Origin of the sequence: Yokenella regensburgei (genome assembly GCF_003634235.1) — a bacterium.
Lineage (GTDB): Bacteria > Pseudomonadota > Gammaproteobacteria > Enterobacterales > Enterobacteriaceae > Yokenella > Yokenella regensburgei.
The window spans coordinates 1,652,474-1,674,032 of sequence record NZ_RBIZ01000003.1 but is presented as its reverse complement, the minus strand read 5'-3'; the positions used below and the strand labels follow the sequence as shown (position 1 = coordinate 1,674,032).

Genomic DNA, 21,559 nt, shown 5'->3' with positions numbered 1-21,559 from the left:
AGTGATCATGTCTGCAGGAACGTTAACCCTGACAAATAATTCGGCCTCAGTAGCGGGGCAGGGAACCACATTTTCCACGGAGCTGGCGGGAGGGGACTTTATTCTGGTCACCGTTGGCGGTATCCCCTATACGCTGCCGGTGAAGTTGGTCGACAGCAATAATGCTCTGACGCTGGTCAGTAACTTCACCGGACCGTCACAGACCGGTGCAGCCTGGTCCGCGATTCCTCGCGTGGCGCTGAACATGGTCACCGCTGCGCTGGTGGCACAGAGCGCAGAGGCGCTGCGTGGCCTGAACTATGATAAGCAGAACTGGCAGCAGGTATTCAGTGCCGCTGGCAACATCACCGTGACCCTTCCGGACGGTTCGAAATATTCCGGCCCGAGCTGGATGTATCTGACCACTGCGCTGAATGGGAAGGCGAATACACAAGACGTAAACGATGCGTTGTCGAAAAAGGCTGATGCAACGGAACTGGCGAAAAAAGCAGACGCTTCAGAGTTAAGTAAAAAACTGGATAAGTCAGGCGGAACAGCGTCGGGGAATTTTGATTTTACGGGGATTACCTCGTTAAACGGCATGAAGGCTGTCAGGGTCAAGGGATTCAGAGACCCCTCCAGGCCAGATGGTTCCAACAGTAATGATGTTGTTATCATCACAGCAGAAAATCCGCAATCTGGAGGCTACGCTAACTATACGCTTTATCAGTGGTATGCCGACGGCTGGCTGGTGGGGGTTAAACGTAACGCTGGCTATGGGACTATCTCCTATGGCATCTATTTTAATGGTTCCAGCACCGGGGCATCTAAAGAGTGGAATTTCAATAATGACGGTAACGCCTCCGGTGGCCAGTGGATTAATGGTTCTGATATTCGACACAAATCAAAGCTGGTCACTGTAGAGAATCCGTTATCAGCAGTGCTGAGTTTTCGCGGTATGGCCTATGACATTAAAGATGGTGGGCGTGCCGTTGGTCTTATCGCCCAGGACGTTGAGCTGTGGTGTCCGGAGGCAATCAAAACCTATGGTGATCGCGAGTTCAGCGACGGCGAGGTGATTACAGACTTTAAGTACCTGGACACCACTGGCGTTTCTGCGGCGTACCACACCGAGGCGATTAAGGAGCTTTTCAGCTTGGTTGAGTTAGCTCTTGATGATCCGACAGCATGCCGTAAGCGCATCGCGGAAATTAAGTCTTTAGTTAAACAGGATGATCCAGTCGTGGAAACTATGCCGTCTCAGCCAGGGAGTTAAAAGCCGCAGCCCTTCGTATGCAAGAAAGGGCTGCGGCAGTTGCTAGGTGTTCATGCCATAGGCAACCCGGAAAATATTAGCATTAAATCTTGGATTTTTTTCTCCTTCCTTGTTAGGTGATTACCCCATTTTTAAGGTAAGGCAATAGCCATCCATCAGGGCGGTAGCTTGAATCGATCACAAGATAGTCATGCTGTATATACATACAGTTAATGTGGAGAGCATCCCATGCCGCGTTACTATGAAATCGAGACCGCATTCCGTGCAGCTATTGAGCGGGAACCTAACGGACGTCAGACGGTGACCACTGAGCGTTTTGTCGAGGAACTGGCAAAACGAAACTGGAACTACTCACTGAGACAGGCAAATCAGTGGATTGAAGCGAGCGTGTGTACATTCAGGGATATTTCACAACAGGAAGGGGAGAGCAGGATCTTCATGGTGTTTAACCCAAACGGGGGGTTGTAAGATGGCGTTTCAATCACCAGCTGCAGATTACATCGAGCGTTCAATTTCTCTTGATCAGGAACTTATCCATCGACCGGCGGCCACGTTCTTCATGCGCTCAGGACAAACGTACTGGCGTGCTGGAATACTGCAGGGCGCTTTACTGGTTGTAGATCGCGCAGCAACAGCCTTTGATGGTTCGATTGTGGTGTGCTCGCTTGCCGGGGAGTTTGTTTTAAAACGACTGCGTCTTTCACCACTTCGCTGTCTTGAAAGCCTGGATAATCCAGCAGTTCGTCAGCCATTACCAGAAGGCGATGACGATGGTGTTTTTGGTGTCGTGACCTACAGCATCAACGATACCCGTTCAGCTGAATTCGATGACTGTCCGGTTATGTAGACACTGAAAAACCCTTGGAATATTCATCGAAAATTCAACGTATATTATTGATTTTTCGTGTATGGTTTTTAACCATTTATTCCAAGTAAAACGGCTAAATGGCTGATTTATTGAATAATGCGGGCGGTCTCGAAAACCAGTCCAGAAGCGTGTTTTTCTGGAAAAAGTGGTTATCAAAACTCAAAAATAATTTTTGAAATTCATGATGTTAGCTGAGCGATGAAAACGGACTTTCAATAGCTAAAAAATAGTTTAAGTGCAATTGAGTCAATTAGTTATGCTCTGGTCTCAAATCTAATGCTGCGTCACATGGGCTGGACCGAAGCGGCAGACCTCATCGTTAAAGGCATGAGCGGCGCCATCAACGCGAAAACCGTGACCTACGATTTCGAACGTCTGATGGAAGGCGCTAAACTGCTGAAATGTTCAGAGTTTGGCGACGCTATCATCGAAAACATGTAATTGCGGTAATTGTTAAAAAATCAACGGGAGGTCAACACTCCCGTTGATTTATTTTAGCTTGCTAACGGTTATCAAAATAAATTATCAAAAACCTATTCTTTTTGGCTAAACACTTATCGTTACTCAGATGACAACAGAACGGGGGCCACGTGACAATTCTGCATGATCATCAACAAGAATTTTTATCCTTTCAAAATCATCCTTCTGACTGAATATGAATTGCTCAGCTCGCCAGAGCTGTAAATTATTCAAGTGATTTAGCCGCCAATCTTCGATTTTTACTAGTCGTGTATCCAGAATGGATTTCAAGAAGTCTAATCTATCAAAGATATTTAAATCACTGCCACCAATTTTGTTCGTAATACATTTATAAATGAAATCTCGCTCATCAAGTAACGGTTTTTTTAAGGATGGGCAAACCATGGCAATTGTTAATGTTGGTGATAATGGGAGGTAAATCTGTACTCCAACTAACGCTATCCCAGTATTGCTCCTATCTTTGAAGTTAGTGTCGTTGTACATCGTAACTGGGTTGTCAGATATGAAGAATGGATTATCTACTGTTGTTTCGAACAGTATCCAATCTTTTTCATTAATTATGGCTGTTTCTAAATCACAATTTACAATCTGACTTAGAAAGTTACCTTTACTATTTTTTTCGAAGCTACCTTCATCAAAATAATTTTCCAGTTTATCGTTAGTCAAGCCCCTTGATGTTAACTTGGAGTATAATTCCTGAGCTATATGTTTCTGATTTTCATACTCACCTCGGGAACGAAGATATTGTACTGCAACAAACCTTGATAAATATTTCCGTTCTTCTTTTGATAGTGTATTAACGTCCTTGGTCGATATAATATTTTTAATTACTGAACCAGCTTTGGTTTCATAAATAGCCAGTAATGACTCAATGCTTACTATAGTTGGATGCTCGTGAAGATTGTAAAATTTTTTATGAACTGTTGCATCGTTAATGCTCATTTTCATAATTCTACGAGATTGCTTATTGAATGAAAATACTTGCCCGTCTTTTTTCCGTTTCTCATTGTGTATGATAAAGTTTTGAAGGAGGAATTTAGGAACCGTATGCTGTCTTACAACATCCGTGTGTAGTAAATTTTTATCTTTCATAGTGTGTTCCGCTTAAATTAACAATATCGAAATTTCTAAATCCGATAGTTATTGTCAGAGTGAAATTATTCATGTCAATCTCGAGATGAAGCATAAGTGCTTTTTTAACTAAATTACAATGGTTGTCCATCCTTTCCCTCGGTCATGATGGTATCAAGCTGTCTGATTCGGTGATTTATGTCCCAGTAATTTCTGGGTATATACACCTTGAACCTCATAAAGGCGTTCCGCCAAGGAACGCTGTTCGTGGAATGTAGCTGGTGTTCCATCCCCCCAATTGATCTCTGCTTTATCACGTGCCTTGCTGAAGTTTGTAGTGAGGGTGTTGGATTTTACCTGTGCACCACGTTCCGCTTGCGAAGTAGCCTGGAAGAAGTGAACTAGGTTAGGACTTACTGCATAATCACGGTACCGAGCTACAACATCCCGCAGACTCCAATTAATGGCATTTAGTCTGAGAGATAGAGGGATCGCAATTTTACTTCCCGTTTTCTCCTGCTCAATATGCAGATGATCGTCCCATATATCGCTGAACTTCATGTCCGAAATGTCACCAAGACGCTGACCTGTAACAAGAGCAAGTAGCATTGCGTTCCCCATGTACCTTTGATTAGCATCAGCAATGTCGAAGATCTTCTGCCATTCCTCAAGGTTAAGACGCTGGCGTTCGATACGGCGCCGTGGTTGCTTGGTCGCAAGGGCCGGATTATAACCAGGAGGGACTTCGCCATAATGCTGCGCTTCTTTGAACACGTCGATCAGAACTGAACAGATAACCTGAGCCATTCGCGCCTGGCCTGCGGAAACATATTCTTCCTGAATTACTGCAATGTCGCGAACGTTTACTGAAGGAAGTGGCTTCATGCCTACACGCTCTCTCAGCAATGCAGCAGGTTTTGCTTTCTGCTTAAACGTGTTCAGCTTTATATCACCAGATGCAAACATTTCTTCCTGAATGTTCCAGTAACGATCAAGCCATGTACTCGCCGTTATTGCTTTGTCCTTGTTAGTAGCTATACGATCGCTAACCGCCGGAATTTGGCGGGTTCGTTGCTCTGCAAGGCGAGAATTAGCCTCAGTAGCGATTTCCATGGCTTCTTTCTCATCTGTACCCAAGGAATGAAATTTTCCGGTAACAGGGTGTTTGTAACGCTAATAAATTTTATTAACCTTTCGGCTGTACAGCGGGTAAAGGTTAGGAATGCTAACGTTGTTTTTACGTGGTCTGGCAGCCATCAGATAATATCCTCTGAAGTGTAGGTGAGTCTGACTTGCAGATCACTGGTTGAGCAATATTTTCGGTTAACTCGGCATCCTCTCTAACTCGCCAGAATCGTCCTTCTTTACGAGCTGGTGGGGTGAACATGCTTTGCTTCGCATACCAGCGCAATGTCTCCATACTTGGTGGATTGCTCCGGTATTTCTCTGCTCGCCATTCTTCAAGGGCTAACATCTGAAGCATGGTTGATCACCATACGGCCCGGCTGCACCCGGACTTAAAAATTATAGATACATGTCCCATACCCGCCACGAGCGCCTTCAACACAGACCTCTCAGCGATCTACTTTTTTAGTTCCTCTATCGCCTCGCGTAGCTGCTTAGCCAACCACTCCAGTGACATAAGTGGGACGCCAATATTTCCTGTGGCTATGAATTTACTGGTTAAGTGCTCGATAGCCATGTCCACACCCTGAGCTTTCATCTCGGCAACGAAGCGATCCGTTGCGATAAATGGATTTTCAGCATTCACATCGCGGAAAACGTACGTGTTAATTTCGGACATGCAATCTATCGGCACTGATGCGTATAGGTACTCGTCCGCTTCACCAATGAACTCACCGTGGTTTTCACTGACATCAGTCAGCAAGCGAAGCATCTGAGCATTCTCTGTAGCCAGCGTTTTACGCTGTTCCATTGATTTACACAGCGCAGCACTGGTTACGTCGAAGCGGTTGGCCAGTTCATTAATCAGACATTAAGAAGCCACTGGCAGAAGTGGGGCGGTCTTACGGGCAGCATCAAGCAGTTGATCCTTGGTCATGCGTGGTTGCATTACTGCAAAAGCTGTCTGGTTAGTCATCATTAGTTTCTCCATGTTATTGCACCCTGCACGGCACTAAATTTTGAGTGTACAAATACCTCAACCGATGGTGATTGAAATTTGGGGTATCTTTTCAGTAAATACGTGGTGTTAGGAGCTTAGTAAAACGGTAACATTCATCATTTGATAGACATTTATTTGTGATTATGTAAGTGTTGAATTGTTTCAATAATCTACAGTTTTTAAGTTAAGCCGGATTTTAATCTAAATTTTAATTAAGGAGCTCTGGTTGCGAAAACAAAAAATAGAAATACCATTTGAAAGTAATGAGCGGTATTACAACGGCCTGCGAAACATCATGTCTAGTTCAATTTACTCTACAATAGGCGTGATTTTTTATGCATTCCTGCTAGGTAAACTTAATTTCGAATCGCATGATATGCCAATGCTATTAACTATTGGGCTATGGTTTTTTATGAGTTGCACTATATGGGCGCTTTCATATATAAGGCCTAATAGGATTGTTTTAGATGTAGGGGCAAATCTCTATATCCCATGGTTGTCCAAAACATTTGAAGTCCTGTGTTATATAATATTGGGCACGTTTTGTGCGCTTTTGTACGACAATCTAACTGTAGGGCATGGTTCGGTAAAAAGTGTTGCTGAAGTACAGCAGGCTTATGTGGGTTTTTTAATATCAGGACTGCTTCTTTTTGTTTGCCTGTTTCTCTTCAGTAGTTTCTCAATAGCTAAGAAAGAAATAGCGGTTAAATAGTGTCCTTTTAGTTCGTCACTTTTAAAGAGCGAAGCGTCCTATGGGCGCTTTTTGTTTCCTGCGAATCATCCCAGCCTTCATATGCCCCGGGCGGCTACTTCGTGGGCGTCCTGCTGACCTGCTCCCCGTTGATTAATACACCGCAATGTTAGTAATGTCTTCATAAGCCACATGAGGACATCCCCATGAAGAAGCGTTTTTCCGACGAACAGATCATCAGTATCCTTCGCGAGGCTGACGCTGGGGTTTCTGCCCATTAGCTCTACCGTCGGCTCGGTATATGAAGTAGGGCTGTTTTTTGTCGCCTTCCTTCTTCTACTCAAACCAGCAATCGGCAAAACAAATAGCGCGGCCATGCTGCCAAAGCGGTTTAAACATGCGGCTTGTTGCCGCGGTTTCGACTCATGCGTTTATCAAAGCGGGCTTGTCCCACCAACCTGGAGCATACCCCCAGAACTCAGGGTCAATATGCAGCCGCTCGTCACGTTTACTCAGGATCAGAACTTTGGTGCCAGGGCAACGTTGTAACAACCGATCGGCTCTGAGTCGTAGGCGATGTATCGATCGGCTTCGTCAGTCAGGTATGAAAGATAATCCTCACGAGTCAATATCTACTGCTGCGTCACATGGGCTGGACCGAAGCGGCTGACCTCATCGTTAAAGGTATGAGCGGCGCCATCAACGCGAAAACCGTAACCTACGATTTCGAACGCCTGATGGAAGGCGCTAAGCTGCTGAAATGTTCAGAGTTTGGCGACGCGATCATCGAAAACATGTAATCCAGATTCTGGGTTAAACAAGAACGGGAACCAGTTGGTTCCCGTTTTTTTATTCTCTTATTCACTGTCATCACAATGAGTTAGCAAAATCTCCCTCAGAAATGTTCCTTCCTTTCACGCGGTATGTTTACAGGTGAGACGTTAAGGTTCTATTAATAAATAGACTTAATTCTCATAAGGAAATAAAAACATGCATCTTGAACGACACAGCATTGAAAGAGTGGGGTGGCTTAGAGCCGCCGTGCTGGGGGCGAATGACGGTATTGTGTCGACAGCGAGCCTTGTACTCGGCGTTGCGTCTGCGAATACTGGCCCTTCGGGTGTGTTACTTGCAGGCGTTGCCGGACTCGTTGCTGGCGCGATGTCGATGGCAACCGGGGAATATGTTTCAGTCTCATCTCAGGCTGATACCGAAAGCGCTTCACTCGCGCAGGAAAAGAGGGAACTGGAAACAGATTATCAGGGAGAAGTGCGTGAGCTGACTTCACTTTATATGCAACGTGGACTGGAGCCAGCGCTTGCCCGGCAGGTGGCTGAGCAGCTTATGGCGAAAGATGCCCTGGACGCTCATGCCCGGGAAGAGCTGGGGCTAACGGGGACAAATTCGGCACAACCCCTGCAGGCGGCTATCTTTTCGGCACTGAGTTTCTCTGCCGGCGCGGTGCTACCTTTACTCGTTGCATGGCTGGCTCCTGCAAAACTGGTTCTTTTGTTGATTATCCTTTCCACACTAGTTTCACTGGCTGTACTTGGCTATATATCTTCGGTTGTGAGCAAAGCCTCTCCCGTCAGGGCGATTATCAGAATTACTTTCTGGAGCACCATGGCAATGCTTTTATCGATGGGAATCGGTCATCTTGCCGGACAGGCACTGCTTTAAAATACCGTTTAATTCTTGGGGTTTTGAGTTAATAACCTGTCGTATGGTTTATGATAGCGGGAATAAAATTCAAGGTAATTGATGTAATAGTGTTCAATCTGGAATATGACAAAATGGATATTAATCATAAGCTTGTTTGCCAACTTATCTCGAGCCAGTTTCCACAGTGGCGAAACCTCGTTGTTCGTCCGGTAGATAAGAGTGGGTGGGATAATAGGACTTTCCATTTAGGCGCCGATATGCTCGTGCGTTTACCGAGTGCGGCACACTATGCGAATCAAGTGGAGAAAGAGCAGAAGTGGCTGCCAAAGCTTGCGTCACAGGTACCTAACAAAATACCTGTCCCTTTGGCAATGGGGATGCCGGATGAGAATTATCCCTGGAAATGGTCAATTTATCGCTGGATAGAGGGAGAAACCGTCGCCTCTTCGCCTGAATTAGACCTCCAGATTCTTGCTAAAGATTTAGCAAATTTTCTTATTGCATTCCAGGCCATTGATCCAAAGGGGGGACCTGCTGCAGGGCCCCAAAACTTCTATCGTGGCGGCCCTGTCACGGTATACGATTCTGAAACAATGCAGGCGGTCATAGCATTAAAAGACAGGGTCGATGCGAATCTGGTAACAGAAATATGGAAATTGGGCTGCTCTCAACCCTGGGAGGGGCAGCCGGTTTGGGTTCATGGCGATATAAGTGCAGGGAACTTGTTAGTTAACAATAATAGACTGGATGCTGTTATTGATTTTGGCCAACTATGTATTGGCGATCCTGCATGCGATCTCGTTATTGCCTGGACATTATTCGATTCTGATAGCAGGAAAGTGTTCCACGATGTGCTGTCACCCGAGCCCGGGACATGGGCGCGGGCGCGGTCATGGGCGCTATGGAAGGCATTGATCGTTATGCTAAAGTCTGACCAGACTAACGCGGTTGAAGCCAATCAGGCGCACAGAACACTCGAAAATATTCTTGATGAATATAGTAAAGTCTCACCTGAACCCTCTGTGACGAATTTTCCATAATGCGTCTATTATTCTTTGACTTGCCTCGCCATTAGCGGTGTCTGAGCGTTGCCAAAATGACAGGGCAGAATGATTTCGAAGCGGTGTGATTTCAACGTGAGGTCCACCACGTCTGTAGCATTCACGTGAGGGCGCGTATGTTTGATCATGTAAAGCTGGGTGTCAGTGACTACGAAGCCAGCAAGCAGTTTTATATCAATTCACTGTCGCCGTTGGGCATCAGCGTTGTTTCCGAAGGTGATCCTTCTTATGGTATCGAACTCAGTTCGGCGGGTGATGTTTCACTTTGTTTGTTTCTCAGCGACGAAAAACCAGCACACCTGCATCTGGCCTTTGTGGCTGAAAGCCATCAGCAGGTGGATGATTTCTGGCGTGCGGCAATTTCCGCGGGAGGAACAGACAATGGTAAGCCTGGCTATCGCCCGGCATACCATCAGCACTACTATGCTGCGTTTGTCATTGGTCCTGACGGCCACAATATTGAAGCCGTCTGCCATAAGCCTGATGATAAGCCGTAAGCAGCGTGTAGTTTCGATGGCTATGCTTGCTTCTGAAATGAAAGGAATTAGCTGGCAGGAACCTATTGTTCTTTTATCAACTGATCAATTTTCTGCTGTGCGGCGACCAACCTGTCACACACCCAGTCCAGCTTAAAAAGCAGAATGACAAATACGCCCCACAAACCCCATTTAGGATGAATAGCATCAAGTGAGCTGCCATTGAGCTCAATACCCGGTAATGCCAACCACACGACAGCAAAAACAATAGATAAACCCATGGCCGTATACAACGTAGCCATCCGAAGACGAGAGAAGTTTTTAAGCACGAACAAACCCTATAAGTTATCCCAGACATCATGTGTGGGTTATTGGGTAATTATTGCGCTCTGAGTGCGGCTTGTCACTTGTGAGATGTGTACGATTCTGACTAAGTATTAGCGATTGATTTTAGAGTTGTTGAAAGGATTTTTCTATTGATTGTTACCACTGTGCAGCATTTAACGCATTGGCGGCGGCAATGTGCAGCGGTTTACACCACGAAAAACGCAGTTAGTAGAATAAATCATCAGCGATGCCGCATCTTTAATAATTTTAATAAACCAGATGTTGTTTTCACTAGCTCAGGATATTTCATGTGCAGGCGAAGGGGGAGTGTAGCTTCGTTATGCGTGACCAGGGTTGATGATTTTTTAATAATGTCACATGTTTTTGGATTATAGTTATAAAATCCGTTGATTTCTTTATGTGCGGATTTGATTTCCATAAAATAGGTGGCTATTAGTAATCTTAGCAATTTCTCTCTGACCACATGGTTTTTATGTGATTCAAACTCACGCATCGTATACTCAATAGCCTCTGTCAGTATTGTTATCGTATCAATATGACTTATTTGCTTGATGTCACTTTCACTGAGTCTGTGCAAATACAATGAAAAATTAATTGATATCGTGTTGCAGGACTTTAGATATATCCAAAGGATAAGGAATACATCTTCATAACTGTTTGCTGAATGCATTTGATAGTTGTCGAGCATTTCTTTTCTGAATACTCGACCCCATATATTCCTGTGCGGATGGCCAACGCGTTGGTGTAAGATAAATGGGTTATTATGATGGATGCTCTGCTGTAAATCTGTTATATAGGCTCGCGCAGGTAATCCAGTATCTTCACTACGAAAATTGATATAGTCAAAATCAATCAGATCAGGAGCATCATGCTCCATAATAGGCATGATAACTTCAATAAAGTTATCAAGCCACAAATCATCACCGTTAAGAAAAGTCAGGTACTTTCCTGAGGCATTGTCTATTCCAATATTTCTTATTTTGGCCGTGCTTGATGCTTTATTAATGGCCGTTAATTTTATAATGCTGCCTTTATTGTTTTTGAGTGCTCTTTGTATCTCATGGATTGTGCCGTCGGAGGAGTTATTATCAATAATGATAATCTCCATTCTTTCATCACATTGTTTCAATGCGGAGTTTAAGGATGAGTAAATATACTGGTCATGATTATGTGTCGAAATTATGATGCTTAAGATAATATCACTCATGTTAACCCTCGCTAAATACTGCTTGTTGAAACGAGAGGGAATATGCACTGAACACAGCAGATTTACAAACGTCTTATGCCAAAAATTATTATATGATACGAAAGTTTACAACCTGACAATTTCAAACATTGATGGAAGATGCATTTATCACTAAAAATTATGATAATAAATCAAAGTATTCGTTTTGTGATTGATTCGACAGTTTTCCCGTTTTAGGACACGCATTTCATTGGTTAAGGGAGGTATTTTGTAACTAAGGATTATGAATTGTTTTAGTTAGTTATTTAGCATCGATGCAGGGCACATCAGAAGGTATTATACAAACCATAATATAAAATGGCTGGAGTCGCGATGTGAGCTCTTTTTTTAAGCAGTTATACCGATACACCCATCCCCGGAGTTATCGACATAACGAGAGTTTATGGCCACATGTGAAGATCTCACGCGCAGAAAGTGGGGAGATAGCATCCTTATGCTATAAAAAAGAATCAATACCGATTATTCCTCTGAGCGTGTTTCGTGGAACCTGTACCGGAGATGCTTTGCTGGTGGCAACGGGGCCGTCAGTGAGCAAACTATGCTTTGACAGCATCCCCGACATGCCCGCTATCGGGGTGAACGGCGCCTACTTTTTGAATGAGAAAGTAGATTTTCGTTTCTATTTGATAGTCGATATGGGGTTTATTGATAATCGGGATGATATTGTTTTTGATATCATTAGTGATAATGGATTGATTCTATTCACTACCATGCATGGTGTGGCGAAGATTATTGACAGATTTTCTATGAGTGCCGTTAGATGCCAGTTCTCTATTGTTGAGGATGCTACCTGTAAGATTTATCACTCAAAAATAGAACGGCAATATCTCTACGAGTATTACGGGGAACATGATGGCGTCGCATTTTTCGAGCACAACAAATGTGTCGCTTTTAGTAAGGATATCCGTCTTGGGGTATTCGATGCGGAGACGGTAGTGTATTGGGCGTTACAGGTCATCGCATATCTCGGTTTTGAATGTTTATATATAGCCGGTCTTGATATGAGCAACTTCCATATGCCAAGATTTTATGAGACGGATAACGATAAGCAACCAACTACGTTACCAGACAAAGTCTCATCGGTTGTTATTCCTGCTTTCAGACATGCCAGTAATATCATGAAAAGCAAAAACATCACCGTGAAAAACTTGTCTCTGGAAAGTGCCATCGACAATGACATATTTGAAAAAGTAGACAGCGGCGTCGTGTTTAAAGCAAGCTAAGCTATTTTTTTCTCAGCACCGCTGCGAGTTTCTTTTTCATTACGCGAAATTTTATTTTCGCCGTTTGCAGTTTAGAAAATTCCGGTATCCATTTTAAACCCGTTTTCCATGGTCGTGGGTAACCATGAAAACAGACAATCAGTGCTTCAGTCGGAAGACGCCCGCTATTATCACCCCGATATAAATCTGGGTCGTGGCAGAACATCGTTTTATTGGCGATATCGGCTTTATAGCTCAAAATTTTACCCGGGAATAACAGCTGGAAACGCTGTGCATCAGGATAGACTTCGCCAATAAATCCTTGATCGCCATGGAAAGGGGGCGTTCGGGGACGAGAGATAATCTCTTGTGAATTCCGGGTAAATGCTTCCCATGCTTTATGCTTTTCTTTTGCCGGAATAAACATGAGCCCGGATGCAGGCGGCGCTTCGCTCGGGTCTTTACAGGAGAAGTCACTCAACATCGTCATTTCCTGAAGGTGACATAATGTACTGACATCACCCGTTATGACGGTATCAATATCAATATACAGTAAATCTTCTTTACCGATATCAGGATGCTCAGGGTTGAATAATTCCAGCTTAGACCACCATCCTGGCCAGTCATGCAATAATGGTATGGTATTAACCCCAGGAATGTTCCCTGCGTTAGTCAGACAAACGGAGCGGACGCCCTTGAGCTGTTTATGGAGCCATTGTGCATGTCTGGGAGTGAATTCTTTGCTGACTTTAAGAACGGAGACAATGATCACAATATGCTCTTATACCCGGTTAATAAATAAAGGCGACAGGCCGATTCTAAGCATGTTTGCTAAGAAAATCCTCGCAATATTGTTTGATTTTGTTACTTATCTCCGGCCCCGTCCCGGGGAACCCAGAATCAGTTGTCAAGTGGTATTTGCTACCCGTATTTCTTGTGCCCCGACTGGGGTGGTGTTGACCATTTTTGTGATAGGACATATAACCAATGAGCGACACTTCGTCGTTCATGACAGGGATCTTCATTCAATGCAGCATGATATTGAGACGCTGATCTGTGATGCAATGAGAAAAAGTGAGGCTGGCGCTGGCGTCAGTTCTTCTGTCACTGCGAACCAGATCCTGAACGTGGTTAAACCGTACTACCAAAACGGCAGCAACGAGGACAGAAGGTTTATCCTCGATAAGCTTAACAAGCTTAAACAGCAGCCGGGTGTGCCTTTCCCGCCCAATCTCGAACAGATGCTGAGAGCATAGCCGTTAACCGCCCGCGGGCGGTTTTTTTTTATGTCTGACACTCGCGACAGCGCAGGATCGACAAAACTCACTTATTCACTGAAAACCCGCTACGGCGGGTTTTTTGTTTTAAAACCCTATTTTTTGCTCTCGGCCAAATTTTTCCAGCGGCCATTGTGTTACGTTTCAGTCCCTTATGTAAAAAGGAATATCCCGATGACAGGTCTGATCTTGGGTTTTTTACTTGGTTTTATCATGCAACGTGGCCGTTTCTGCATGGCAGGTGGGCTACGCGATGTTTATCTCTTCAAAGACTACCGGATGGTGATCGCCATACTTATCGCCATCTCGATTCAAAGTGCAGGTCTCCTCATTTTTGTTCCACAGGGTTTAGCGGCGCTGCCGACGGGGCCGTTCTTTTGGCTGGCAACGGTGGTTGGTGGCGTATTGTTCGGGGCGGGAATGAGTTTTGCGGGTTCCTGCTCGACGGGAGCCTACTACCGGGCGGCGGAAGGGCTCGCGGGCAGTCTGCTTGCCGTGGTCGGCTTTATCATTTCAAGCTGGTTCATACGGCATACCGCCGTCAAACCACTGATTAAACCCCTCAAAGATTATCGCACCGAAACCGGTGCTATTACCGATACCCTGCATATTGCTCCCTGGCTCGCAGCGCTGGCTTTGTGCCTGTTAACGCTGTACCTCGCATGGCGACATCTTAACAAACCGGCGCTGCCGGTAGCGAAACTCAAGGCGAGAAGAACCGGAATGGCCCATCTGTTGTTTGAGGCACGCTGGCATCCTTTTGTTTCGGCGGCGCTGATTGGCGTAGTGGCGCTGCTCGCCTGGGTCTCGAGCCTGGCGTCGGGCAGGCCGGGAGGCCTCGGAATCAGCGGACCAAGCGCGCAGCTCTTTTCGCTCATCTTTGAGGGCAAAAGCGGCTTCTTCGGCTGGGCCGGGTATTTGCTGATGGGTATCGTGCTGGGAGCATTACTGGCCGCAGCCGGTAGCCGGGAGCTTAAGTTCCGCTATCCGGGACACCTGACGGCAGTGAAAAGCCTCGCGGGTGGTCTGCTGATGGGCGTCGGCAGCGGCCTTGCCGGTGGCTGCATGCTTGGCAACACGCTGGTTAACACCGCCTGGTTTTCGTGGCAGGGATGGGTATTTATTCCTGCCATTTTCGTGGGGAGCTGGTTTATCAGCTATTTCACGCTGATACGTCCGATGAACCTCAATACCGTCAATAATGGATAATGCGATGAAAACAATAGAACTCGATACTCGCGGGAAACTCTGTCCTTTTCCTCTGGTGGAGGCCAAAAAACAGATGGCGTTAATGACAAGCGGTGATGTGCTGGTCATTGATTATGACTGCGGGCAGGCCACCGAAAATCTACCTCGCTGGGCCGCTGAATGTGGGCACCAGGTCACCGAATTTGAACAGACCGGTGATGCCTGCTGGCGGATCCAGATCCGTAAAGGGTAATCCCACAGGCTGTTTGTGGGCCCGGGACGCTTTCATACAAACGGGTGACCCGCCGTTGTTGCTACGCCGTATTCCTGAGGAAAACGGCGTTTTTTTTTCACTATTTCGTATCAATCAGTCTCTTGCGCCCGCGCCATATAATCACACTGATCTCAATGCGGGGGTGGCTTATGGACAGCATGGTAACTATCTGGATTGCTTATCAGGCGATTATTTTTCTGCCAGCCATGCTGTGTTTGTGGTTTGGTTATCGTCTGCTGGTGAAGGGGCTGTTCGATGGCGAGCCTAATATTATTACTGCCTGGGGTAATAACCGCCGACTGATCCTCAAACGCTCCATGCCGGGCATTGTCTTTTCCCTTGTGGGGCTCGCTTTAATGCTGATGAACGTGAACAGTGATGTCTTCATGCCGGATCCTTTAGCCGTGCAGGCACGGGAGCTCCCGCCTGCGGCAACTGAATCATCCAGTACCATCGTAACTGGCTCGCGGGATGCCCAGTGCCAGGGCTCTATCCTCACCGGTATCAGTAGCTGTAGTTTTGCTGGCGAATATATTGATGAGATCCAGAGCGTCAGCCGCTAGTCAGAGGCAAAAAAAAGCCTGCTACGTCACGCAGCAGGCGAACTCAAAAATGTTTACATCGAATGTCGGCAGTTATTATGTTTTATTTGTATGACAAATAAAAGTACTTTAACCCATTATCGGTAATCCCAGTTCGCGCTTCAGCGTATCTACGGTTCGTTGCGTGACTTCCCGTGCGCGCTGCGTTCCCGCTTTGAGCGTCTGCATCAGATAGTCTGGCTCGGCTATCAGGGTAGCCCGGCGCTCGCGAACAGGGGTTAACAACGCAATCAGACACGCTTCCAGCTCTTTTTTGCACAACCGGTCGCCCAGCCCGCCGCGTTGATAATGCGCTTTCATCTCAGCGACAAGAGACTTGTCCGGATGAAAAGCATCTAACCAGCTGAACACCACGTTGCCTTCCACTTTGCCGGGATCGCTAACCCGCAGATGCCCAGGATCGGTATACATCGCGTGCACTGCACGACATATCTCTTCGTCGCTGGCGGAGAGTAACAGCGTATTACCCAGCGATTTAGACATTTTCGCCTGTCCGTCAATGCCGGGGAGGCGGTCGGTGCTGCCTGTCAGCGCCTGGCACGAGTGAAGCAGCGGTTTCCCAAGCAGGCTGTTCATCTTGTGCACTATTTCATTGGTTTGTTCAATCATCGGCAGTTGGTCACCTCCGACAGGCACCAGCGTGGCGTTGAAGGCGGTAATATCGGCAGCCTGGCTGATGGGGTAAACCATAAATCCCACCGGGAGTGAACGGGAAAAACCTTTTTGGGCAATCTCGTTTTTGACCGTCGGATTACGCTCCACGCGGGAAACGGTGACGATATTCATATACAGCATGGTAAGTTCGGCCAGCGCCGGGAGCGCGGATTGCAGGCAGAATGTGGTTTTTTCCGGGTCAAGACCCACCGCCAGATAATCGGCCATCACCTGCGGAATGTTGCGGGCAATTTTTGCCGGATCGCTACCGTTGTCGGTGAGTCCCTGAAGATCGGCTATCAACACGAACTGCCGATGGTGATGCTGGAGCGCCACACGCTGCTGTAAAGAACCTACGTAGTGTCCCAGATGCAGCGCGCCGGTAGGGCGGTCGCCGGTCAGAATGGTTTGTGGTTGTGAATCAGTACTCATGGTGCCTCCGAAGTGGAAAATTGCTGACGCCGGAGGACGATGTGAATATTAAGCCGCCTTCCGGCGGCTTAATGAAAAAGAGATGAACGATTTCAGCCGCCTGAGAAAGGCAGCCACCAGTATGTGTTAGCGAAAACGGACACAACAGGATTTATGTTCATGGAGTTACGCTATCACAGCCTATGCCTTCGGGGCAACAGCATGTTCCTGTTGTCGCAAGGTTTAACATTAAGCCTTCAAAATCTTTTGCATTAATGTTACAAATAGCCGCGGAATACCCTATCGCCAGTCGAAGAGGAAGGAGGAGCGATGATCCGGGAAAAATTGCAGACCAGGAACGGCAAACGTTTTTTATGCGTTGTAGCCATTGCCTTTATTGCCGCCGTTGCGGTTGTCGGGCGCGCCACCTTTGGTGGTGTGGTCAGAGAGTATAATCTGCCGTATTCAGAATGGACCACCGGCATGTTCGCCCTGCAGGGTGCCATGGTCTTCATTTACAGTGTTGTTTTTACCATTCTTATTTCTATTCCGTTTGGTTTCATCCTGCTTGGCAGCGATGAGCAAAAACACGGTAAAGCCTGAATATAAGGGCAGCTCTGCGCGGGCTGCCTCTTCTCCATTGCTTAAAAATCCGCATCAAAAACGCTGTTAAAACAACTGCCTGAAAAGCTAAAACTGCGAAAGTGTGATACGTTTTAATGTGTCGACGCTGCCAGTGGTGCATGAATGAGAATTGTTCAGGACAGCCTGAGATCCCGCCAGGCATTGCTGATTTCGGCAATGATTACCTTCCTTTTTACCGCACTGTGGGTTGTTTTTGTTCATCAGAAACGCCTTGTCGACCTGAACGACGGCATGAATACGCTGGTGAGTGAAATGACCCGCGTATTTAACGATAACGAGCTGATTGCCGATGCGACCGGCGTGCGTTTTCATCAGATTCAGTCCACCGGTGAGTGTGCAAGCCCTGCGCAATATCTGCCTCGCGGGGGCTCGGCCTGGGCTATCAACGGCGACCCGGCGAATCTGAATCCTGCATTCGGAACGCTTATCTCCCGCGAGCAGAGTCGGGATGCGCTGTGCCTGTACACGGCGGCAGAATTTATCCGTTATAAGATTAATGCGTTAAACCCCGGCTCTTATGATCCTCAGCGTTACATCATTGCCCGCGATGCTTCCTGGTTTTACTGGTTCTCGCCTGAGGATTCGGTGCGTTTTCAGTTCTCCGATTCCATGATGGCGAATTCGGCACAGACGTTTTTCCCGGCCCCGGAAAGTTTTTATGACCGTTTACTGCAAAAAGACGCGATCAGTAAATCGCGCAGCTCAACGGATCTGTATCAGGACAAGATCACCGGGGAGCGTGCTTACAGCGTCGTCAGCTATATTTACGACCTGTCGAAAGGGGATATCAGCAATCAGATTGTGGCTTATCTGATTTACGATCATTCCCGGCCCGAACTGGTCACTTCGCTGAACAATGCGTTTAATCAGAAATTACCCACCGGGTTAATCGTTGAACTGGTGGAGCGCAAAACCGGTGCCAGCTTATGCCTGACGAAAAGTTGTCAGGCGCTAAGCCCGCTACAGGTTGAGCCGTTGTCGGCGAAATACGAATTTCGATACGGGCTGCCGCTCTACCTGTTCGCCATCTACGATCCGCTGGCATGGATAGTGGTCCTGCTGGCACCGCTGCTGTTGTGGGGGCTGTACCGGATTATTCGTGGGCAGCTTAATGACGGCGATACCCGGCTTTATACAGATCAACTGACCGGCTGCTATACGCGCAAAATTCTGGAAGTGATTTATCGCCGCGAGATGCATTTTAACGCGGTGGTGCTTTTTGACTGTAATCAGTTTAAGGCGATCAACGACACCTGGGGTCACAGCGTGGGGGACAAGGCCCTACAGGTCATAGCCCTGTGCCTGATGACGAATGTCAGAACGGCGAAAGACATTGTTATTCGATCCGGGGGGGATGAGTTTGTGATCCTGAGCAGTAGCAATGAAGCTCAGGTGGCGCGAATTGCCCAGCGGGTGGCAGAACAGATTGCGGCTTATGAGTTCATCATGAATCAGCAGCGGATCCATCTGTCGGTATCCTGGGGGATTGCCCCTTGTGAGGGCAATAATCTGGATGCCGCGATACAGCAGGCCGATGCCGATATGTATCGTATGAAGCAGCGACGAAAGGCCGCTACCACCAGCCCAGCTGTGAGCCTGCCACCGCAATCACTGCCACGATGAGCATGATAATGGTCGTTTTACGCATTACGCGCCACCGGGGGCAGCGTAGCCACCGATAAAGAACCACGCCAGAAAGACTACGGCGGCAATAAAAATAGCTACCGGAAAAATCACGCCTAATCGCATTGTTTTAATCCTTTGTGTAAAACGCGGCGCTTATCATACCGAAAATGTCACTTTGAGGCGGCTGAAAAGTGCATCTGACGGCGATTTTTTTTATCCAGATACATGGCGTCATCCGCCGCGCGTACCGCGTCGTCGGCGCTGGATTCATTTGGATCGATATCCACCAGACCAATGCTGGCACCGGGATAGTCAAATTTTAAGCGAGTGAGCTGGTACTCCCCGCGAATGCGCTCACGCAGGGTTTCACAGAACTGAGCCAGATCATGCGGCGTTTCAGCGCAGAGGCTGGCGAAGAGAAACTCATCGCCGCCAAGACGTGCCAGAATGTCGTTTTCGCAACAGCAAGCGGTAAGCCTCGTACTTACCTGGCGCAGAAACTCATCGCCGGCCTGATGACCATAAAGGTCGTTAATCGCTTTGAAGTTATCGAGATCGATAAAGGCGATATACAGGTGACGTTTAAGATGGCGAGCCAGCGAGAACAGGGTAGGGAGATGCTCAAACAGCGCACGACGGTTTGGCAGGCTGGTCAGCTCGTCGGTATAGGAGTGGGCTGTGAGGGCGGCGTTCGCCTCGCGCAGCTGCTTGACCAGCGACTCTCGTTCGATATGTCTGGCAATCATCCCGGCAAACAGGTGCAGCACGTGATCGCCGCGAAGCGTAATCGAATGGCGTTCTGAGCTGGTGGCGCAAAGGGTACCGTACAACGAGCCGTCGGTCAGATGAATGGGGGTGCTGAAGAACGTTTTAATACCCAGTGCCTGGGCTGCTTCGCAGTCGTGCCAGCGGGTATCAACATCATCGGAGAAGAAACAACGATCGTCGAAAGCCCGTTTACACAGTGATTTATCCCACGGTACTGACAACCCTTCCGGGATCTGCATATCACCGCTGTTGCGGGCAAACAGTACATGCTGGAACTCCATCCCCTCATCAATGCGGGTCAGGTAGGTGGACTCCATATCGGTGACCATCGCCAGCATCTCCAGAAGCTGACGCACCAGACTTTCCAGAGACTGTTCCGTTGATAGCGTTTGAGAAACGCGGGCAAGAATATGATCGGACATTACCGCTATAACTCCCACGTACGGCTACCTGCCAGTGTACGTGTTGCTGAAACTGTAGACTGCATAGTTATAGTAAAACATGAATGTCACAAATTTCCTACATTCTGAGTGTGGGCAAGCTCTGAAATTTGTGACAAAAAAAGCCCCGCCGGGGGAGGCGGGGAAAACTCATTGATTATGGAATGATGTGTTCCCTGGTCAGAGAGAACGAGAGCCACTCTAAGCAGAAATAGTGCAGTTAAAATGAAGAAATCATGGAGATTTAAGCGAAATTGCCTGGCGGCAGTGCAGGGAGCTCAGCAGGCCCATAGAAATGGGTCTGCTGTGGGATTTTTTATTCGTCGGGTGAGAGACGATTAGCTGCCAGATCCTGCGCTGGAGCTGGAGCTGCCTCCCCACATTACGCCGCCACCATTAGAACCACCCCAAGGAATGCCTGAGGGGCCAACGCTGCCGGTTCCGCGGGAGCCGTTGGCAATAGCCGCTCCCGCAATAGTACCGATCGCTGCGCCGGGGATCCCGCCCACCGCACCGCCGATGGCACCCCCGATAGCGCCGCCAAAGGTCTCTTTAGAGACGCCGAAGCTCCCCTTGTCCGACCCTCCGCCGCTGATAAAGGAATACTCATTCTCTGTCAGATTACGCATATTTATCCTCCAATGATAAGTGATTTTTAACTATTGTCATGCCAACTGTGACGTTATTTCCGTAACAGTTTTTGCGTCACGATGATAGCCGCGATCATCAGTACATATTTGATGTAGCGGTTAACTTCGAAGTAGTCTCCTGCCATGCCAACAGCGAGTGCGACAATAAAAACAATTAAAATACTCAGAGTGGCTTTCATTATTCCTCAGCTTTAAATGAAACAATCAAATAACAGTAAAAACCGGGTAGTTTTGATCATGGCTATCACGGATAGTGGCGAAGCGTTACCATGAAAAAATATGCGTGACAGGGCAACAGCCTGTCGGCAGGGGAAGAATGATGACTTTAGTAAAATTTATGATTATTCCTTTTTTGTGATTTTTATCACAACTCATTATATACCTCCCTGTCTCCACTACCATTAATGGTAGTTCGTTAAATCATGGCGTTAGCTATTCTCTTGCAGCACTATTCGGCTGCGGTTGGGTATTTAGCGTATGCAAGCCATTCTTTGATTGTATTAGCTTTAGTTAACATTTGACTTTATGTGTCTACTATG

26 protein-coding genes and 3 pseudogenes are annotated in these 21,559 nt (G+C 47.1%); 16 read left to right on the top strand and 13 right to left on the bottom strand.

The features are described from left to right. Nucleotides 1-7: 7 nt before the first annotated feature. The 4 genes from C7387_RS08180 (at nt 8) to C7387_RS08165 (ending at nt 2,564) form a co-directional block, all read left to right on the top strand. On the top strand, nt 8-1,255 hold the full coding sequence (locus C7387_RS08180) for a tail fiber domain-containing protein (RefSeq protein WP_120816467.1): 1,248 nt from the start codon (nt 8-10) through the stop codon (nt 1,253-1,255). Nucleotides 1,256-1,483: 228 nt separating this feature from the next. Continuing rightward, the gene (locus C7387_RS08175; RefSeq protein WP_120816466.1) at nt 1,484-1,723 is read left to right on the top strand and encodes a DNA polymerase V; all 240 of its coding nucleotides are present in this window, start codon (nt 1,484-1,486) and stop codon (nt 1,721-1,723) included. 1 nt (nt 1,724) lies between these two features. Then, nucleotides 1,725-2,102 carry a HumD family translesion DNA polymerase gene (locus tag C7387_RS08170; RefSeq protein WP_120816465.1) on the top strand — a complete coding sequence of 126 codons (378 nt, stop codon included), beginning with the start codon at nt 1,725-1,727 and terminating at the stop codon, nt 2,100-2,102. A 261-nt stretch (nt 2,103-2,363) separates the two neighbouring features. After that, nucleotides 2,364-2,564: an isocitrate/isopropylmalate family dehydrogenase gene (locus C7387_RS08165; protein ID WP_276329985.1), complete on the top strand. Its 201-nt coding sequence runs from the start codon at nt 2,364-2,366 to the stop codon at nt 2,562-2,564. A gap of 123 nt (nt 2,565-2,687) precedes the next feature. Here C7387_RS08165 and C7387_RS08160 read toward each other — a convergent pair whose 3' ends face one another. The 4 genes and pseudogenes from C7387_RS08160 to C7387_RS08145 all read right to left on the bottom strand — a co-directional run bounded on the left by C7387_RS08160 (nt 2,688) and on the right by C7387_RS08145 (nt 5,610). Further along, a complete protein-coding gene (locus tag C7387_RS08160) occupies nt 2,688-3,695 on the bottom strand; it encodes a DUF4238 domain-containing protein (protein ID WP_120816464.1) in 1,008 nt (335 codons plus the stop codon). Between the two features lie 153 nt (nt 3,696-3,848). Beyond that, nucleotides 3,849-4,931, bottom strand: a pseudogene (locus C7387_RS08155) (phage integrase Arm DNA-binding domain-containing protein). Next, nucleotides 4,912-5,157, bottom strand: coding sequence for an excisionase (locus C7387_RS08150; RefSeq protein ID WP_120816463.1), 246 nt, complete (start codon nt 5,155-5,157; stop codon nt 4,912-4,914). Before C7387_RS08150 ends, C7387_RS08155 begins: the two are co-directional and overlap by 20 nt. Nucleotides 5,158-5,256: 99 nt before the next feature. After that, the gene (locus tag C7387_RS08145; RefSeq protein WP_134436730.1) at nt 5,257-5,610 is read right to left on the bottom strand and encodes a hypothetical protein; all 354 of its coding nucleotides are present in this window, start codon (nt 5,608-5,610) and stop codon (nt 5,257-5,259) included. Nucleotides 5,611-6,025: 415 nt separating this feature from the next. On the opposite strand from C7387_RS08145, the gene C7387_RS08140 reads away from it, so the two are divergent. Beyond that, nucleotides 6,026-6,511 carry a hypothetical protein gene (locus C7387_RS08140; protein ID WP_120816461.1) on the top strand — a complete coding sequence of 162 codons (486 nt, stop codon included), beginning with the start codon at nt 6,026-6,028 and terminating at the stop codon, nt 6,509-6,511. Nucleotides 6,512-6,829: 318 nt separating this feature from the next. Here C7387_RS08140 and C7387_RS08130 read toward each other — a convergent pair. Further along, nucleotides 6,830-7,122: pseudogene (locus C7387_RS08130) on the bottom strand (SOS response-associated peptidase family protein); the annotation flags it as partial. Here C7387_RS08130 and C7387_RS08125 point away from each other — a divergent pair. The 4 genes and pseudogenes from C7387_RS08125 to C7387_RS08110 all read left to right on the top strand — a co-directional run. Then, nucleotides 7,123-7,290: pseudogene (locus tag C7387_RS08125) on the top strand (isocitrate/isopropylmalate family dehydrogenase); the annotation flags it as partial. 190 nt (nt 7,291-7,480) lie between these two features. Further along, a complete protein-coding gene (locus tag C7387_RS08120) occupies nt 7,481-8,170 on the top strand; it encodes a VIT1/CCC1 transporter family protein (RefSeq protein ID WP_120816458.1) in 690 nt (229 codons plus the stop codon). An 89-nt stretch (nt 8,171-8,259) separates the two neighbouring features. Beyond that, a complete protein-coding gene (locus tag C7387_RS08115) occupies nt 8,260-9,192 on the top strand; it encodes an aminoglycoside phosphotransferase family protein (protein WP_244922354.1) in 933 nt (310 codons plus the stop codon). Between the two features lie 137 nt (nt 9,193-9,329). Then, nucleotides 9,330-9,710 (top strand): VOC family protein, encoded by a 381-nt coding sequence (locus C7387_RS08110; protein WP_120816456.1) that lies wholly within the window; start codon nt 9,330-9,332, stop codon nt 9,708-9,710. Nucleotides 9,711-9,772: 62 nt separating this feature from the next. On the opposite strand, the gene C7387_RS08105 is transcribed toward C7387_RS08110, so the two are convergent. Continuing rightward, nucleotides 9,773-10,018, bottom strand: a complete 246-nt coding sequence (locus C7387_RS08105; protein WP_134436728.1) for a hypothetical protein — start codon at nt 10,016-10,018, stop codon at nt 9,773-9,775. A gap of 239 nt (nt 10,019-10,257) precedes the next feature. Then, nucleotides 10,258-11,244, bottom strand: a complete 987-nt coding sequence (locus C7387_RS08100) for a glycosyltransferase family 2 protein (RefSeq protein WP_120816454.1) — start codon at nt 11,242-11,244, stop codon at nt 10,258-10,260. 353 nt (nt 11,245-11,597) lie between these two features. Between C7387_RS08100 and C7387_RS08095 the strand changes: the two genes are divergently transcribed. Continuing rightward, nucleotides 11,598-12,506: a sugar glycosyltransferase gene (locus C7387_RS08095; RefSeq protein ID WP_120816453.1), complete on the top strand. Its 909-nt coding sequence runs from the start codon at nt 11,598-11,600 to the stop codon at nt 12,504-12,506. Between the two features lies 1 nt (nt 12,507). On the opposite strand, the gene C7387_RS08090 is transcribed toward C7387_RS08095, so the two are convergent. Next, entirely contained in the window at nt 12,508-13,257 is a 750-nt protein-coding gene (locus C7387_RS08090) for a hypothetical protein (RefSeq protein ID WP_120816452.1), read from the bottom strand. A gap of 256 nt (nt 13,258-13,513) precedes the next feature. Here C7387_RS08090 and C7387_RS08085 point away from each other — a divergent pair, with 256 nt between their 5' ends. The 4 genes from C7387_RS08085 to C7387_RS08070 all read left to right on the top strand — a co-directional run bounded on the left by C7387_RS08085 (nt 13,514) and on the right by C7387_RS08070 (nt 15,787). Then, nucleotides 13,514-13,741 carry a hypothetical protein gene (locus C7387_RS08085; RefSeq protein ID WP_038258134.1) on the top strand — a complete coding sequence of 76 codons (228 nt, stop codon included), beginning with the start codon at nt 13,514-13,516 and terminating at the stop codon, nt 13,739-13,741. Nucleotides 13,742-13,936: 195 nt separating this feature from the next. Further along, nucleotides 13,937-14,971 (top strand): YeeE/YedE family protein, encoded by a 1,035-nt coding sequence (locus C7387_RS08080; RefSeq protein WP_120816451.1) that lies wholly within the window; start codon nt 13,937-13,939, stop codon nt 14,969-14,971. Nucleotides 14,972-14,975: 4 nt separating this feature from the next. Continuing rightward, nucleotides 14,976-15,203: a sulfurtransferase TusA family protein gene (locus tag C7387_RS08075; protein WP_038258108.1), complete on the top strand. Its 228-nt coding sequence runs from the start codon at nt 14,976-14,978 to the stop codon at nt 15,201-15,203. Between the two features lie 170 nt (nt 15,204-15,373). Continuing rightward, on the top strand, nt 15,374-15,787 hold the full coding sequence (locus tag C7387_RS08070) for a hypothetical protein (protein WP_038258107.1): 414 nt from the start codon (nt 15,374-15,376) through the stop codon (nt 15,785-15,787). Between the two features lie 108 nt (nt 15,788-15,895). Here C7387_RS08070 and trpS read toward each other — a convergent pair whose 3' ends face one another. Further along, complete coding sequence (gene trpS / locus C7387_RS08065; protein ID WP_120816450.1) at nt 15,896-16,912, bottom strand: tryptophan--tRNA ligase; 1,017 nt, start codon at nt 16,910-16,912, stop codon at nt 15,896-15,898. Between the two features lie 309 nt (nt 16,913-17,221). Between trpS and C7387_RS08060 the strand changes: the two genes are divergently transcribed. Continuing rightward, the gene (locus tag C7387_RS08060) at nt 17,222-17,494 is read left to right on the top strand and encodes a DUF2534 family protein (RefSeq protein WP_006819548.1); all 273 of its coding nucleotides are present in this window, start codon (nt 17,222-17,224) and stop codon (nt 17,492-17,494) included. A 144-nt stretch (nt 17,495-17,638) separates the two neighbouring features. Beyond that, nucleotides 17,639-19,159: a GGDEF domain-containing protein gene (locus tag C7387_RS08055; protein ID WP_120816449.1), complete on the top strand. Its 1,521-nt coding sequence runs from the start codon at nt 17,639-17,641 to the stop codon at nt 19,157-19,159. Nucleotides 19,160-19,183: 24 nt separating this feature from the next. Here the strand turns inward: C7387_RS08055 and C7387_RS08050 are convergent, their stop codons facing one another. The 4 genes from C7387_RS08050 to C7387_RS23005 form a co-directional block, all read right to left on the bottom strand. Next, a complete protein-coding gene (locus C7387_RS08050; protein WP_038258101.1) occupies nt 19,184-19,285 on the bottom strand; it encodes a YoaK family small membrane protein in 102 nt (33 codons plus the stop codon). Between the two features lie 47 nt (nt 19,286-19,332). Continuing rightward, nucleotides 19,333-20,352: a sensor domain-containing diguanylate cyclase gene (locus C7387_RS08045; RefSeq protein WP_006819550.1), complete on the bottom strand. Its 1,020-nt coding sequence runs from the start codon at nt 20,350-20,352 to the stop codon at nt 19,333-19,335. Nucleotides 20,353-20,708: 356 nt separating this feature from the next. After that, nucleotides 20,709-20,999, bottom strand: a complete 291-nt coding sequence (locus tag C7387_RS08040; protein ID WP_006819551.1) for a hypothetical protein — start codon at nt 20,997-20,999, stop codon at nt 20,709-20,711. A gap of 53 nt (nt 21,000-21,052) precedes the next feature. After that, nucleotides 21,053-21,199, bottom strand: a complete 147-nt coding sequence (locus tag C7387_RS23005) for a hypothetical protein (RefSeq protein WP_006819552.1) — start codon at nt 21,197-21,199, stop codon at nt 21,053-21,055. Nucleotides 21,200-21,559: the final 360 nt, after the last annotated feature.

What these genes read in the sequence shown, in the direction of transcription:
- C7387_RS08180 (WP_120816467.1), top strand. Translation starts at nt 8, where the DNA reads ATGTCTGCAGGAACGTTAACCCTGACAAATAATTCGGCCTCAGTAGCG.
- C7387_RS08175 (WP_120816466.1), top strand. Translation starts at nt 1,484, where the DNA reads ATGCCGCGTTACTATGAAATCGAGACCGCATTCCGTGCAGCTATTGAG.
- C7387_RS08170 (WP_120816465.1), top strand. Translation starts at nt 1,725, where the DNA reads ATGGCGTTTCAATCACCAGCTGCAGATTACATCGAGCGTTCAATTTCT.
- C7387_RS08160 (WP_120816464.1), bottom strand. Translation starts at nt 3,695, where the DNA reads ATGAAAGATAAAAATTTACTACACACGGATGTTGTAAGACAGCATACG.
- C7387_RS08150 (WP_120816463.1), bottom strand. Translation starts at nt 5,157, where the DNA reads ATGCTTCAGATGTTAGCCCTTGAAGAATGGCGAGCAGAGAAATACCGG.
- C7387_RS08145 (WP_134436730.1), bottom strand. Translation starts at nt 5,610, where the DNA reads ATGGAACAGCGTAAAACGCTGGCTACAGAGAATGCTCAGATGCTTCGC.
- C7387_RS08120 (WP_120816458.1), top strand. Translation starts at nt 7,481, where the DNA reads ATGCATCTTGAACGACACAGCATTGAAAGAGTGGGGTGGCTTAGAGCC.
- C7387_RS08110 (WP_120816456.1), top strand. Translation starts at nt 9,330, where the DNA reads ATGTTTGATCATGTAAAGCTGGGTGTCAGTGACTACGAAGCCAGCAAG.
- C7387_RS08100 (WP_120816454.1), bottom strand. Translation starts at nt 11,244, where the DNA reads ATGAGTGATATTATCTTAAGCATCATAATTTCGACACATAATCATGAC.
- C7387_RS08085 (WP_038258134.1), top strand. Translation starts at nt 13,514, where the DNA reads ATGCAGCATGATATTGAGACGCTGATCTGTGATGCAATGAGAAAAAGT.
- C7387_RS08080 (WP_120816451.1), top strand. Translation starts at nt 13,937, where the DNA reads ATGACAGGTCTGATCTTGGGTTTTTTACTTGGTTTTATCATGCAACGT.
- C7387_RS08075 (WP_038258108.1), top strand. Translation starts at nt 14,976, where the DNA reads ATGAAAACAATAGAACTCGATACTCGCGGGAAACTCTGTCCTTTTCCT.
- C7387_RS08070 (WP_038258107.1), top strand. Translation starts at nt 15,374, where the DNA reads ATGGACAGCATGGTAACTATCTGGATTGCTTATCAGGCGATTATTTTT.
- trpS (WP_120816450.1), bottom strand. Translation starts at nt 16,912, where the DNA reads ATGAGTACTGATTCACAACCACAAACCATTCTGACCGGCGACCGCCCT.
- C7387_RS08060 (WP_006819548.1), top strand. Translation starts at nt 17,222, where the DNA reads ATGATCCGGGAAAAATTGCAGACCAGGAACGGCAAACGTTTTTTATGC.
- C7387_RS08055 (WP_120816449.1), top strand. Translation starts at nt 17,639, where the DNA reads ATGAGAATTGTTCAGGACAGCCTGAGATCCCGCCAGGCATTGCTGATT.
- C7387_RS08050 (WP_038258101.1), bottom strand. Translation starts at nt 19,285, where the DNA reads ATGCGATTAGGCGTGATTTTTCCGGTAGCTATTTTTATTGCCGCCGTA.
- C7387_RS08045 (WP_006819550.1), bottom strand. Translation starts at nt 20,352, where the DNA reads ATGTCCGATCATATTCTTGCCCGCGTTTCTCAAACGCTATCAACGGAA.
- C7387_RS08040 (WP_006819551.1), bottom strand. Translation starts at nt 20,999, where the DNA reads ATGCGTAATCTGACAGAGAATGAGTATTCCTTTATCAGCGGCGGAGGG.
- C7387_RS23005 (WP_006819552.1), bottom strand. Translation starts at nt 21,199, where the DNA reads ATGAAAGCCACTCTGAGTATTTTAATTGTTTTTATTGTCGCACTCGCT.